The organism is Aeromonas sp. s8 (assembly GCF_040907785.1).
Classification (GTDB): Bacteria; Pseudomonadota; Gammaproteobacteria; order Enterobacterales; family Aeromonadaceae; genus Aeromonas; species Aeromonas veronii.
This window is the reverse complement of the sequence record NZ_JBFOCL010000012.1, coordinates 123,857-137,597: the sequence shown is the minus strand read 5'-3', so window position 1 is coordinate 137,597 and position 13,741 is coordinate 123,857. Positions and strand designations below refer to the sequence as shown.

The following is a 13,741-nucleotide window of genomic DNA, read 5'->3' as shown; positions in this document are numbered from 1 at the left end:
ATACCCCGTGGAGGGGTTCCCGAGCGGCCAAAGGGATCAGACTGTAAATCTGACGGCTCTGCCTTCGAAGGTTCGAATCCTTCTCCCTCCACCATCATTCAGAAAACCCGGCCTGGCGCCGGGTTTTCGCATTTTTGGCCCGCCGCAATCCATTCTCCCTCTGCACTCCAGTGCCTTATCGCCATTTACCTGCAGCCGATCGCGCAATAAAAAACGGGAGGTCTGCGCCTCCCGTTTACGTTCATATCAGCCCTGTTACGGGATGAAGCGTTACAGAGTAAAGCGATAGAAGATATCGACCGCCTGAGCCACCCCGCTCATCGCTTGCAGATAGAGCCGTGGCAATACCTCGTAGCGCAGCTTGAATTCGGCGATGGGGCTGAAGACCCCGACCCCGTACTGGAACTGCAATCCCGGCAGCAAATAGGCCGACAGAGTCACCTGGGTGTTGTCGCCACTGCCCGCGGTATCGAGAGAGACATCGCTCATCCCCAGCGACTCGCCGATACTCGACACCACGCCATTGGCCTGACTCACCGCACCGGCCACCAGCAGACCGTTGAAACCGCCATCCTCACCGCCGGTCTGCAATCCTTTGCCGCGCAGCAGATAGGAGAGTTGTTCCGACTGCGCCATCTGCGGTTCGGAGTAGACAGTGATCTCAGGCTTGCTGGCAGGGCCGGTCACCCGCACCCCGACCGTCACCTGACCCTCGATGGTATCGGGATCCCGGTTAGCCTCGATGTTGAGGAAGGGCCGATCCAGCGGACCGGAGAAGAGGATCCGCCCCTCCTTGATGATGAGGTTCTGACCGTAAGCCTTGAAGCGGCCGTTGGTCAGCACCAGCTGGCCATTGCCAGCCAGCGGTTTCTCGGGATCCTGACGGATATTGAGGCCACCGGAGACATCGGTCTTCAGCCCCATGGCATCGAGCTTCACATCGTTGCCAAGGCGGATCGCCACCTTCATCGCCAGCGGCAGACTTGCCTGCTTGGGAGCCGGGGGCAGATCGTCATAGACCACAGTCACATCGTCGGAGACAGCCACCGCCGAATCCGGCAGGCTCTTGACCAGAATGCGCGCCCAGGGAATATCCACCTGACCGGTAATCCGGGTCTCCTCCCCCAGCGACACCGCGATATCGGGCGAGACTCTGACCCGGCCCATGCCCGGATATTGTGCCTCCAGATCCTTACCCTGAATGGTGAGGCTGCCGCTGACCGGCATCTTGGCCCAGCTGAGCCAGCCGCCCAACGCCAGCGGTCCCTTGCCCACCAGCATGGAGCCATCGAGCTCGGCGCGATTTCCCTCGATCTTGAGGCGGGTCACCAGCTTGGTCAGGGTCACCATGTCAGAGTGGGTCTGCACTTCACCGTCACGCAGGTTGAGCTGGCCAAACAACAGGGGCGCCGCCAGGGTGCCGTCGAAACGGGCATCGGCGGAGATGATCCCTTGCAGGGAGCGCACCTCAGGGATCAGCGGCGCAAAAGTATTGAGCTTGAGATCGTCAAACTTGAGCTGACCGCCGAGCAGACCGCGACCGGCGGGCTCCCTGATCAGCAGATCGGTATCGATATTGCCGATCTGTTTGGAGGCAAAATCGAGGCGAATGGCCGCCTGCTGCCGCTCGAAATCCAGAGCCAGAGCCAGCTGCTGATAGTCGGTCTTGAGGCCATCTGCCACAAAAGTGCCCGGCGTGGTGCGCACCACCGCATGCAGGGTCGGCTGATTGCCACGCCAGCTGGCGCGGCCATCGGCCGAGAGCATCGCCTGCCAGCGGAAGTTGTCCGGCAACCAAGGGCGTAGCCGTTTGAGATCAAACTCGCTCAGGGCAAACTCCAGGGTACCCTGGGCAGCGGAGACCTGACTCCCCTTGACGCAGAGGCTGGCCCCCTGGGAGCCGAGGCAGAGATCCCCCATCGCCAGCCGCTGACGCGGCAGATCGAGATCCAGTGCCCACGGGGAGCTCAAGTCCCAACGGCGCAGCGGGGTTTTCAGCCGCAACTCGGAGAGCGCCCCGCGCCAGTGATCCCCGCGCACGCCGCCACCCAGTTTGAGGTTGGCCGCAACAGGGTCACCCTTCATGGTCAGGGTCAACAGATGCTGACTGATATCGCCGCTGAGGTTCAGGGCCAGCTGGCTGAGCTTGGTTTCGCCCTGTTTCAACTGCGCCACCAACAGCGAGAGCTCACCGGCCGGTTTGGCACCGATCACCGCATTGCCCTTGAGGCTAATGCCCTTCAGGTCGGTGCCGGCATAGTAGAGCCGCTCGGAGGCGAGATCCGCATCGATTTTTGGCGTCTGCTGATTGCCACTGACCTTCACCTGCCCCTTGATATCCCCTTTCAGGCCGGGATAGATACCCCCCAGCTGGGGAGCCTGCAGGTTGGCATCGAGCTTCCATTGGGCAGTGCTGATGCTGCCCTTGGCCTGCAACTGGTTCGGGCCACTTTGGAGCGAGAGCGCCGGGATCAGCCACTCCATCTTGTCGTTGCAGCTAAGCTCCCCCTTGAGGGCCAGCGGGTACTGGTTGAGCTTGCCATCCACCTTGAGCTTGGGCAGTTTCAGCTCCCAGTGGCCCGCTTCGTTCATCACGAAACGGCTCTCCAGCTCACCGCCCAGCGTCCCTTTCAGCTCAGGCAGCAGCTCGGCCGGATTGATCCCCTTGAACAGGGTGGTTCCCTGCCACTCGATCCCCTTGTTCCAGGCGAGCTTGCCATCGAGCTTCAACTCCCCCTTGAGGGCATTGAGCTGCAAGGCGATCTTGCTGAGCCGCTCCAGATCCCCCTTCCCGTCCAGCGCAAGCTTGAAGGGGGGGACATCGGTCCCCTTGCCGGAGGTATTGAGGGCAAACTGGTAGCCGGAGAGCTTGCCCTTGGCAGTCAGGCTCCCTTTGTCCAGCAGATAGCTCGGCTCATCTTTGGCAGGCTTGTGAAGAGGCCAACCGAGGCTCTTCCAGTCGAGGGTCAAATCAAAAGGGAGATCCGGGTCGAGGGCTGCCAGAGAACCTTTGAGATTGGCGGCGATCGGCCCCTTGGCTGACAACACCAGCCCCAGCTTGCCGACCGAACCGCTCAGCGCCAGCGTGGCCTGTTCCCCTTGCAGCTCGCCATCCAGCAGCCCCTTGCGGGCCTTGGCATCCAGCGTCACCGCCAGCGGGTAGTCGTCACTGAGCTGGATATGGCCCTTGAGCGCCAGATCGGCCATGGCGTGGCGTAGCGAGAACTCGCGCACCTCGATGCGATCGTCGGCAGCAGTGGCCGACAGCAGCAACTTGTCGAGCCCTTCAATCAGCTCGCCCTGCTTATATTGCACCCGGGTCGCGCTGACCCCTTCCAGCTGGATGGGGAAAGGAAGATGAATGGCGGGCAGGAGAATGGGGTCTGCCTTTGCCGTGTTCGCAGCAGGCGTCCCTTTACCCTGTTTGGCTGTCTCGGCGCTGGCCTTGTCGTTGCGCGCCACCGCAGTTCCGGCTTGCTTCTCGTTAGCGGCCGGCTGTTTGGCAGATTTGGCTGTGCTGGCGGGTGCCGCGTCATCCAGCGTCACCGTCAGGTTATCGAGCACCGGGCCGCGTACAATCAGCCCCTTGCGATTGAGGGTGGCGCCGATATCGAGGGATCCCAGCGTCACAGCAACACCGGGCACCGCCAGATCGAGATCGGCTACCTTGAGGCTGTCGACCTGAATTTTGAGTGGCAGCGGGCGCCAGACAAAGGGTTCGGAAGGCTCTTCCGGTGCAGGCTCCGAGTCAGCCACCTTCACCACCGGATGAGTCACTTCAAGCGATTTGATCCAGAGTTTGCCCTGCAGCAACTTGCCGAGATCCCAGTCGAGCACGGCGCGATCCACAGTGACATCCACCAGCTCATCCTGCCAACCCGCCCCTTCCAGAGTCCAGCCATAGCCAAGCTGACCGGCCACCAGCTCCCCCTTGAGAGAAGGCAGCGCTCCCTTGGCCTGTTGCCACAACCACTTGTTGCCCTGATGGGTAAAGCCCAGCAGGCTGACGCCGATGAGCAGCAGGAACACCAGCCCCATCAGCCAGAGAAAAATGCGTTTTAGCCAGATCACAATGCAGACCCCCGCGCAAGATACAGCCGCAGCGGCCAAAGAAAAAAGCGTTTAGACAACATCATAATTCAGGCCCCAATGCGAAATGCAGCCGCAAGGGCTTGTCCTCCTCAGATACCCCGACCGCCAGATCCAGCCTGACCTGACCGATGGGGGTGACCCAGCGCACACCGACGCCGGTACCAATTTTCCAGGGTTCGCTGTAATCGGTGGTGGAGGTGCCGCCATCCACAAACATGGCCCCCAGCCACTTCTCGCTGAAGCGGTAGTTGTATTCCAGACTGGCCACGCTGGTGTAGCGGCCACCGGTCAGCTTGCCATCCGGCCCGGTGGGGGAGATGCTCTCGTAACCAAAGCCGCGCACCGTCTGATCGCCACCGGTAAAGAAGCGCAAGGACGGCGGCACCAGCGAGAAGCTGTCACCTATGATGGCCCCCTGCTCGGCCCGCATCAGGAATCTGTGGTTATCGCCAAGAGTTCGCAGCCACTTGCTGCGTCCCCACACCCGCATAAAGCTGATGTCGGAACCCCATCTGGGGTCGGAGAACTCCAGCGTCAGCTGCTGGCGATCCCCCCAGTCGGGCACCAGAGTGCCGCGCACCCGCAGTCGGGACCAGGAGACCCCGGGGATCAGCAGCAAGCTGTTCCCCTCGTCGGCACCCTGGGTATAGATCTCGTTCTCCAGCCGGATAAAGACGTCCCGATCCCAGCTCTCCGGCCGCCGCGTCCAGCGGTGCACACCGATGGTCGTGAGATCGGAGCGGGTATCGTTGTTGTCCTTGTACTGGTAGCCGGTCTGGATGGAGTAGTAGTCCCGCAGCGGGTTGCCCACCGGGATCTGATAGTCGAAGCTGAGCTCTGCCTCCGGCGCCGACACCTTGGCGGTGGCAAACAGGCGGTGGCCGTAGCGGTTGACCCAAGGCTTCTCCCAGGTGGCACTCATCCGCGGCCCCACGTCGGTGGCATAACCGATACCTGTCTCGATTTCGTGATCGATCCGGTTATCCAGCGTCACCGCAATGGGCACCCGATAGTTGCTCGCCTCGCTCAATACCGGCTTGATATCGACCTGACGGAACAGCTTGGTGGAGGAGACATCCTGCGACATCTCGGCCAGACGGATGGCGAGATAGGGGTCGCCGCTCTTGATGTTGATAAGCGGGCGAATAAGGTGAAGCGCTTCGGGGGTGGCATCGTAGCGGATCTCGCCAAAACGGTAGCGATGGCCCGATTCGAACAGAATAAAGATCTCCGCCGTCCCCTTGTCCGGGAACACCTTGACCTGACTCTTGCTCAGCTTGGCATCAAAGTAACCGCGGGCCAGCCCGAGGCTGCCCAGATCCGCCTTGATGGATTCATATTTGGCGTGATTGAGGGGCTCCCCCTCTTTGAGGGGCAACTTGTCCAGCAGGGCGCTGTAGAGCTCATCGCTGCCCGCATCCCCCTCCAGCAGAATATCGAGGCGGGATACGATGACCGGTTCCCCCTTGTCCACCTCAATCACCACTTTGGACGGGGTTTTCTTGTCGCGACTCAGGGTGATTTTCGGCTGGTAGTAGCCATATACCTGCAGCGCCTTTTGCACGCTCTCGGTGATTTTGGCTCGAGCCGGGCGGTATTGCCGCTCCTGATAGACCGGCAGGGCATTGAGGTAGGCTTCAACGTTATCCTTGTTCTCCCCTTTCAACCCCTTGACCTGATAGGTGAGCTTGGCGGCAAACGCGGGCGAAGCCAGCAGCGACAGCAACAGGCCCCCCCCCAGTACCCGCAGGCCGCGGCGAAACGCAGGGCCGAACAGTGAACGCCCTGCCAGCAGGGATGAAATGCATCCTGTCAAAGGTCAATATTCCTGAATCTGTGGTGAAGGAAACCAGCGCCCTTTCGGGCCAACCCCGAATGCGGCGCAGCACGCCATGCCGTGCATGGCCGTGACACAAAAATGCGCGCCAGAAAAATGGCGAACCTTATCCTAACATAGGCATCCGCCAGCGACAGCGCAGCACCATTGGCAAATTCGCCATATCTTTTAAGAGGTTGACCACAAATCACACATTTTGGTGACAATGACGCCGCCCGCTTTCCCGATGGAAGCGAATTGACCTGCCCTGAATAAGGCTCACCCCACCATCAGGTACCATTTGTCACCTCTCCTCCTCTCTTTACCACCAGAAACCCACCACGACAGAGTTTGTCGGCATCGCCCCACCCTCACCGTTTAACAGGCCCGGCACACGCTAAAGCCCGCCGTAGCGGATGATTAAGAATTGCTCGTTCAGCACAATCGAATTATCCCGCTGCCTTTGCGAACGTCCCTCCCTCACACTTGAACCATCAACTGAAAGAGACACATCATGCATGCACGTAGCGAACAGATGGCTGACTATATTGCCGATCGTCTCGAGTTCATCACCTTCCTCGCCTGTTGCAGCGCCCTGCTGGCCCTGCTGACCGGCATGAGTGGCCAACAGGCGCTGGCCTTTACCGCCCTGAACCTGCCGTTTGGCCTCGGCATTCTGCTGGCGATGGCGCTGCTGGCCCCCCTGCCCGTCCACTGGCGGCTGCCGGGGATCACCTTGCTGCTGGCAGGTTGCGCCCTGATGACCCTGCAACTGGGGGGGGAGTGGCTCAATCCGCTGGCCATCTGGAGCCTCTACGCCCTGCTCGGTCTGGAGATCATCTGGCAAGCGCGTCCCCGCGCCATGCTGGCCACCCGCGCTCGCCAATAATACGGCCGATAAAGGGCGGGCTGTGATGGCTGACGCCAGTGGCAAATTGGGGTACTCTTGCGCCCCGATTTGCTACCACCCTTGGCGTTAACAACCTTCGCCATCACTCCCAGGAGCGCCCGATGAAAAAAGCCTGTGCCCAGCACATTCTGGTCAAGACCGAAAAACAGTGTCTGGAGATCAAGGAGAAGATCGAGAAGGGAGCCGACTTCGGCCAGATGGCCAAGCGCTTCTCTACCTGTCCCTCAGGCAAGCGTTTTGGCGATTTGGGAGAATTTTCCAAGGGAGATATGGTGAAAGCATTTGACGATGCCGTCTTCAAGGGTGAACTGCTCAAGGTGCTGGGGCCGGTGCGCACCAAGTTCGGCTTCCATCTGATCAAAGTGCTCTATCGCAACTAAGTCATCACAACTGACCATCTTCTCGGTGAAGCTCCCGTCAGGCGGGCTTCACCTCCCTCTGCATTCCCCTCGCAAAACTGACCAAAACCACGCCAAACTCTCATCAATTTACTAACGTTATCAGGCAATTAAGTTTATCCTTCTCGGCATTGTCCACATTCGACGATGGATCCCGTGCTATGCCCCGCTCTTGCTTGTGGCCCCTGCTGGCCTGGTTACTCCCGCTCGCTGGCGCCCTCGGCAGCCGCTTTCATCTCTGGCCCTGGTGGATCGGTTTTGCGATCTGTCTCATCGGAGCCCTTGTCTCACTGCTCTTGCTGGTGCGTCTGCCCTGGAGCCGCAACCGCTACGCCAGCGTCCTCGGCGCCTTGCCGCTGCTGCTGCCGCTGACCTTTGTGCTGCAGGCGCTGCGCATGCCGCTGATCAACGATGTGAGCACAGATCCCTACAATCCCCCCCCACTGCGCTGGGCGGCGGAGCTCAGAACAGCGCAGGATCTGCCAATTAATAGCGCTCCGCTGAAAGCAGTTGAGGCAAAACCCGGTCCTCTCTTTACCAGGGCCTCTCCTGCCGACGTGTTGATTGAAGCCAACGAGCTGATGCAGGAGCTGGGCTGGCAAGTACGACCCAGCCCGGACGGTCTGGATGCGGTGGTTACCACCGGCTGGTTCGGCTTTCAGGATGATGTGGCGCTGCGGGTCTTTGCTGGCCCCAAAGAGACCCGCATCGATATGCGATCAGCCTCCCGTCAGGGGCAAAGCGATCTGGGCACCAACCGGGCACGGATCGAGGATTTCCTGACCCGCCTGAATGAGCGCCTCGGCCAGGCCTACAAACCCAATTTGAAACCGTAAGTGTGAAACAACAAGAAGGTAACTGATGCGCGTTGAGGTCAAACCCGACCGGGAATATGCCTGGTTTATCCGCCCCTTTTTCTGGCTGCAAAAGCGCAACTATGGTCAGGTGCTTATTCCGGGCAAATGCTGGGGCCGCTCGCCGCGCCTCTTTGCCGCCGTCGCCACCCTCTACGGCGTCATCAACCGCAAGCGCTCCCCCATCGATCCCGTGCTGCGCTCGCTGGTGACGGTGCGGGTCTCCCAGCTCAACTGGTGTCGTTTTTGCGTCGACATCAACGCCATGACCCTGGTAAAGAGAGCTGGCTCCAGCGAGAAGGTGGAGGCGCTGGCCAACTGGCGCGAAAGCCCCTTGTTTGACGAGCGGGAAAAAGCGGTGCTCGACTATACCGAAGCGATGACTGGCCTAGATGGGGTGAGCGATGAGCAGGCTGCCCGCCTCAAACCCTGGTTCGATGACGACGCCATGGTGGAGCTGACCGGCCTTATCGCCTTCCAGAACATGTCGGCCAAGTTCAACGCCGCCCTCGATATCGCGCCGCAGGGCTTCTGTCAGCTGCCGGTGCAGCCGGAACGCCCCGCACAGCCAGACAGCAAGGATGCCTGATGAACCGGACCCGCCTGCTGCTTGCGCTGGTGATGGGGGGCCTTATCGGCACCTTTTTTGCCCTCGATCTCGGTCGTTACCTCACTCTGGACGCCTTGCAGGCCCAGCAGGCGGCAGTGGCGCAATGGGTCGACAGCCACTTTGTCTCGGCCAGCCTGCTGTTCGTGCTTATCTATGTGCTAAGCACCGCCCTCTCCCTGCCCGGTGCCAGCCTGCTCACCCTGGGTGGCAGCGCGGTTTTCGACGTCGGCTGGGGATTGCTGCTGGTCTCCTTTGCCAGCACCATAGGCGCAACCCTGGCCTTTCTCAGCGCCCGCTTTCTGCTGCGCGACTGGGTCACCGCCCGCTTTGGCGACAAGCTGGCCACCTTTCAGTCCGGCATGGCGAAGGAGGGGGCCTTCTATCTGCTCAGCCTGCGCCTCATCCCCATCTTCCCCTTCTTTTTGGTCAATCTGCTGATGGGGCTCACCCCCATCAGAGTCAGCACCTACTACTGGGTCAGCCAGCTTGGCATGCTGCCTGGCACCTTCGTCTATGTGCTGGCGGGCAGCGAGCTTGGCCAGTTAACCAGCACCGGAAATATCCTCTCCCCCGGCCTGATGGTCGCGTTGACCCTGCTGGGGCTGATGCCCTGGCTGGTCAAGAAATTGACCGCCAAGCTCGCGCTGCGCCGCTTGCTCTCCCCCTACCGCAAGCCCGCTCGCTACGACTACAACCTGCTGGTGATCGGTGCCGGTGCAGGTGGGCTGGTTACCAGCTATATCGCGGCAGCGGTGAAGGCCAAGGTGGCGCTCATCGAGAAGCACAAGATGGGGGGCGATTGCCTCAACAGCGGCTGCGTCCCCTCCAAGGCGCTGATCCGAAGTGCCCGCTTTGCCGCCGAACAACGCCGGGCCAGTGAACTGGGCTTTAGCCCAAGCCACTCCCGCGCCGATTTTGCCGCCGTGATGGAGCGGGTGGCTGAGGTGATCAAGGAGGTCGAGCCACACGACTCCATCGAACGCTATCAGGGGCTTGGAGTGGAATGCATCGAAGGGGAGGCGCGGCTGGTCTCTCCCTGGGAGGTGGAGGTGAACGGCCAGCGCCTCGCCAGCCGCCATATCGTTATCGCCACTGGCGCCCGGCCGCTGGTGCCCAAGCTACCGGGGCTGGATCAGGTGCCTTACCTCACCTCGGATAGCCTCTGGCAGCTGCGCACCCCGCCGCGCCGGCTGCTGGTGCTGGGTGGTGGCCCTATCGGCTGCGAGCTGGCCCAGAGCTTCGCCCTGCTCGGCATTCCCGTGACCTTGGTGGAACTCTCGGAGCAACTGCTGCCCCGCGAAGATAGTGAGATAGCTGACGCGCTGGCCGGCCAGATGAGCCGCGATGGCGTGCAGCTACTCACCGGCTGGCGCGCCGAACGAGCCGACTATCTGCCCGCAGCCAAGGGGGATCTCCCCATCCGGCTGCAACTGCGCCGGGGCGATGAGACACAAGTGGTGGAAGGGGATCAACTGCTGCTGGCACTGGGTCGGGTCGCCAACGTCAGCGGCTTCGGGCTCGAAGCGTTGGGTGTCGAGCTGGCCCCCCGCGGCACCATAGCGGTCGATGGCTTCCTTGCCACCAACTTCCCCAGCATACTGGCAGTGGGAGACGTAGCGGGCCCTTACCAGTTCACCCACTTTGCCGCCCATCAGGCCTGGTATGCGGCGGTCAATGCCCTGTTTGGCCAGTTCAAGCGCTTTCGGGCCGACTATCGGGTCATTCCGGCGGCCACCTACACCACGCCGGAGATTGCCCGGGTCGGCCTAAATCGCAAGGAAGCCGAAGCGCAGGGGATCCCCTTCGAGGCGACCCGCTTCGAGCTGGCCGAGCTGGACAGAGCCATTGCCGATGGGGAGCGCCACGGTTTTGTCGAGGTGCTGACCGTGCCGGGCAAGGATACTATCCTTGGCGCCACCATAGTGGGCACTCACGCCGGTGAGCGGATCGCCGAGTTCGTGCTCGCCATGCGTCACCGCCTCGGCCTTGGCAAGATCCTCGGCACCATTCACGCCTATCCCACCCTGATGGAGGGGAACAAATACGTGGCAGGTGAATGGAAACGCGCCCACCAGCCCACCCGGGTGCTGCCGTTGCTGGCCCGTTATCACCGCTGGCGCCGTGGCGCCTGACAATCAGGGAAACGTTTATGCTCAAGCCATTCTCACAACTCAACTCACAGCTCAAACAGCGGCTAAACGCCCTGCTGTGCGCCCTGCCACTGCTGGCCAGCGGCCCGCTGTTAGCCACTCCTGATGACAACTGGCAACGTACCCTTGAGGAGGCGAAGGGGCAGACCGTCTACTTCAACGCCTGGGGCGGCAGCCCGGAGATCAACGCCTATCTGGTGTGGGCCGGGCAGGAGCTGGTGCGCGACTATCAGGTCAAGCTGGTGCAGGTGAAGGTGGATGACATCGCCCAGAGCGTCAGCCAGTTGCTGGCCAACAAGCAGGCGGGCAAACAAGCTGGCGGCCCCATCGATCTGCTCTGGGTCAACGGCGAGAACTTCAAGGCGCTCAAGGAGCAGGGGCTGCTCGGCGCTCCCTTTGCCGCCGAGCTGCCCAACATGGCGCTGGTCGACAGCAGCCTGCCGGTGAGTGAGGACTTCACCCTGCCGGTGGAAGGGCTGGAAGCCCCCTGGGGCATCGGCCAGCTCAATCTGATGGTCGACACCGAAGAGGTCGCCAGAGCGCCCACCTCGGCTGCGGCCCTGCTGGCGTGGGCCAAGGCCCATCCCGGTCGCTTCACCTACCCCAAGCCGCCCCAGTTCCATGGCTCCAGTTTTCTCAAGCAGATCCTGCTGGAGTTGACGCCAAACCCCGCCCCCCTCTATCGGGAGGCGACCGATGCCGAGTTCATCAGGATCACCGCCCCGCTCTGGGCCTGGCTCGATGAGCTGCATCCGGCACTCTGGCGCAAGGGCAAACTGTTCCCCACCAGCGCCGCCGAAACCCGCCAGCTACTCGATGATGGCGAACTGGCCATGGCCATCAGCTTCAATCCGCAGGAGGCGCAGAGCGCCGCCCAGATTGGCGCCCTGCCCCCCAGTGTTGAAGCCGTCGCCATGGAGAAAGGGGCACTCACCAACAGCCATTTTCTCGCCATCCCCTTCAACGCCAGTGCCCGTGCGGGTGCCAAGGTGGTGGCCAACTTCCTGCTGAGCCCGGCGGCGCAGGCACGAAAAGCCAATCCGGCCTTCTGGGGTGATCCCAGCGTGCTGCGGGTCGATGCCCTGCCTGATTCAGCCAAGGGGCAACCGGCACTGCGCTTCAAAGCGGTAGCCGAGCCTCACCCCAGCTGGCAGCTCAAGCTGGAAGCGGCCTGGGCCGAGCGTTACGGTCACTGATGAGTGCCGCTGGTCACCAACTTGCCCTCTCCCGACCATGGCGCCGGTTGACACGCCACCCCAGTATGAGTACGGGGATGGCGGTCATTTATCTGGTGCTCTTCGTCATCCCATTGCTGGCGGGGCTGTGGCAACTGCTGGTGGAAGGGATTACCGCCTCTCATATTGACTTGCTGCTGGCCCAGCCTGGCCTGTGGCACTCAGCAGCGCTGAGCCTGTGGATTGGCGCCGCCTCAACCCTCGGCAGCCTGCTGATGACCGCCCTGCTGCTGGCCCACAGCAACAGCCGCGCTTTCGGCTTGCTCCGTCGCCTGCTCTCGCCCATGCTGGCCATGCCCCACGTCGCCTTTGCCATCGGCTTTGCCTTTCTGCTCGCCCCCTCCGGCTGGCTGCTGCGCCTCGTCTCGCCAGCGCTGACCGGGTTTGCTCTCCCCCCCGACTGGCAGACCATTCGCGACCCTTGGGGGCTCGGGTTGATTGCACTGCTCGTTTTCAAGGAGACCCCCTTTCTGCTGCTGATGGCGATGGCCGCGCAGCAACCCATCCTGCTGGCACGCCAGCAGTGGCTGGGGGCGAGCCTCGGTTTCAGCGCCCCCCAGATCTGGTGGCGCCTGCTGCTGCCAGCGCTCTGGCCCGCCCTGCGCCTGCCCATCTATGCGGTGGCAGCCTATGGTGTGGCGGTGGTGGATCTCGCCCAACTGCTCGGGCCCGATGCCCCCGCCCCGCTGGCGGTGCGGTTGTGGCTCTGGTATCAGGACCCGGATCTACTCTGGCGCGGCGCCACCGCCAGCGGCGCCCTGCTGCTGCTCGCCATCACGGCGCTGCTGATCGCCCTGTTCAGATTACTGGAGTGGCTTCATCAAGAGATGGGCAAAGGCTACTGGCTCGATGGCAAACGGGCAGCGTCCCACTTCTTTGCCAACCGGCTCGCAGCAGGCTCTGCATTCACTCTGATCACCCTCAATCTGGCGGTGCTGGCGGCGCTGCTGCTCTGGTCGATGGCGCGCCGCTGGCCCTTTCCCGCCCTCTGGCCCAGTCAGTGGAGCAGTCACTACTGGCTGGATCTGCTGCCAACCCTGCTGCCACTGCTGGTAACCAGCGCACTGCTGGCGCTGGTGAGCGGCTTGTTGGCACTGATGATGGCGGTGCTGAGTCTGGAGGCACAAGCCGGGCGCCGCCCCTGGCCGCTCTGGCTTATCTGCCTGCCGCTGTTGCTGCCACAGGCGAGCCTGCTGTTTGGCATCCGGCTCGGGCTGGACTGGCTTGCACATGACTCGATAAGCAGCGGCATTGGCTGGGGCTGGGTGCTCTGGAGCCAGCTGCTGTTTGTCTTCCCCTATGTCTATTTGTGCCTGCACGGCCCCTATCGCCAGTTCGATCCTCGGATCACCCAAAGCGCTCTGCTGCTGGGGGCCACGCCATGGCGAGCCTGGTGGCAGGTCAAAGCGCCACTGCTGGCGCGCCCGCTGCTGTTTGCCTTCGGTGTCGGGGCAGCCGTGAGTCTGGCCCAGTATCTACCGACCCTGCTGTTTGGTGCAGGCAGAGTGGTCACCATCACCACCGAAGCGGTGGCCATCGGCAGCGGCCTCAACCGGCGGCTGGCGGGGCTCTACGGCCTGCTGCAACTGCTGCTGCCGCTCGTTATCTATCTGCTGGCACTCTGGCTGCCGGCGCGGATCAATCCGGCGCTCAAGGGGGGCGGCTCACGATGAACT

Annotated in this window: 9 protein-coding genes and 1 tRNA gene; 8 read left to right on the top strand and 2 right to left on the bottom strand. The window is 62.2% G+C overall.

Translation table 11 applies throughout. The features are described from left to right. The first annotated feature begins 9 nt into the window (after window positions 1-9). A tRNA-Tyr gene (locus AB5Y86_RS03410) sits at window positions 10-94 on the top strand. Window positions 95-270: 176 nt separating this feature from the next. Here AB5Y86_RS03410 and AB5Y86_RS03405 read toward each other — a convergent pair. Together AB5Y86_RS03405 and AB5Y86_RS03400 are read right to left on the bottom strand one after the other, a co-directional pair. Beyond that, entirely contained in the window at window positions 271-4,071 is a 3,801-nt protein-coding gene (locus AB5Y86_RS03405; RefSeq protein ID WP_368192143.1) for a translocation/assembly module TamB domain-containing protein, read from the bottom strand. A gap of 61 nt (window positions 4,072-4,132) precedes the next feature. After that, entirely contained in the window at window positions 4,133-5,908 is a 1,776-nt protein-coding gene (locus AB5Y86_RS03400) for an autotransporter assembly complex family protein (RefSeq protein WP_368192142.1), read from the bottom strand. 514 nt (window positions 5,909-6,422) lie between these two features. Between AB5Y86_RS03400 and AB5Y86_RS03395 the strand changes: the two genes are divergently transcribed. From AB5Y86_RS03395 to AB5Y86_RS03365, 7 genes are all read left to right on the top strand, one after another. Beyond that, window positions 6,423-6,797, top strand: a complete 375-nt coding sequence (locus AB5Y86_RS03395) for a hypothetical protein (protein WP_005334267.1) — start codon at window positions 6,423-6,425, stop codon at window positions 6,795-6,797. Between the two features lie 122 nt (window positions 6,798-6,919). Next, window positions 6,920-7,198, top strand: a complete 279-nt coding sequence (locus AB5Y86_RS03390) for a peptidylprolyl isomerase (RefSeq protein ID WP_040066119.1) — start codon at window positions 6,920-6,922, stop codon at window positions 7,196-7,198. Between the two features lie 179 nt (window positions 7,199-7,377). Continuing rightward, window positions 7,378-8,052 carry a DUF1499 domain-containing protein gene (locus AB5Y86_RS03385; RefSeq protein WP_368192141.1) on the top strand — a complete coding sequence of 225 codons (675 nt, stop codon included), beginning with the start codon at window positions 7,378-7,380 and terminating at the stop codon, window positions 8,050-8,052. Between the two features lie 25 nt (window positions 8,053-8,077). Beyond that, window positions 8,078-8,659, top strand: a complete 582-nt coding sequence (locus AB5Y86_RS03380) for a carboxymuconolactone decarboxylase family protein (RefSeq protein WP_021231092.1) — start codon at window positions 8,078-8,080, stop codon at window positions 8,657-8,659. Further along, the gene (locus AB5Y86_RS03375) at window positions 8,659-10,812 is read left to right on the top strand and encodes an FAD-dependent oxidoreductase (RefSeq protein WP_368192140.1); all 2,154 of its coding nucleotides are present in this window, start codon (window positions 8,659-8,661) and stop codon (window positions 10,810-10,812) included. Before AB5Y86_RS03380 ends, AB5Y86_RS03375 begins: the two co-directional genes overlap by 1 nt. Window positions 10,813-10,829: 17 nt before the next feature. Next, a complete protein-coding gene (locus AB5Y86_RS03370; RefSeq protein WP_368192139.1) occupies window positions 10,830-12,026 on the top strand; it encodes an ABC transporter substrate-binding protein in 1,197 nt (398 codons plus the stop codon). Between the two features lie 77 nt (window positions 12,027-12,103). Beyond that, complete coding sequence (locus AB5Y86_RS03365) at window positions 12,104-13,738, top strand: ABC transporter permease (RefSeq protein ID WP_368192138.1); 1,635 nt, start codon at window positions 12,104-12,106, stop codon at window positions 13,736-13,738. Window positions 13,739-13,741: the final 3 nt, after the last annotated feature.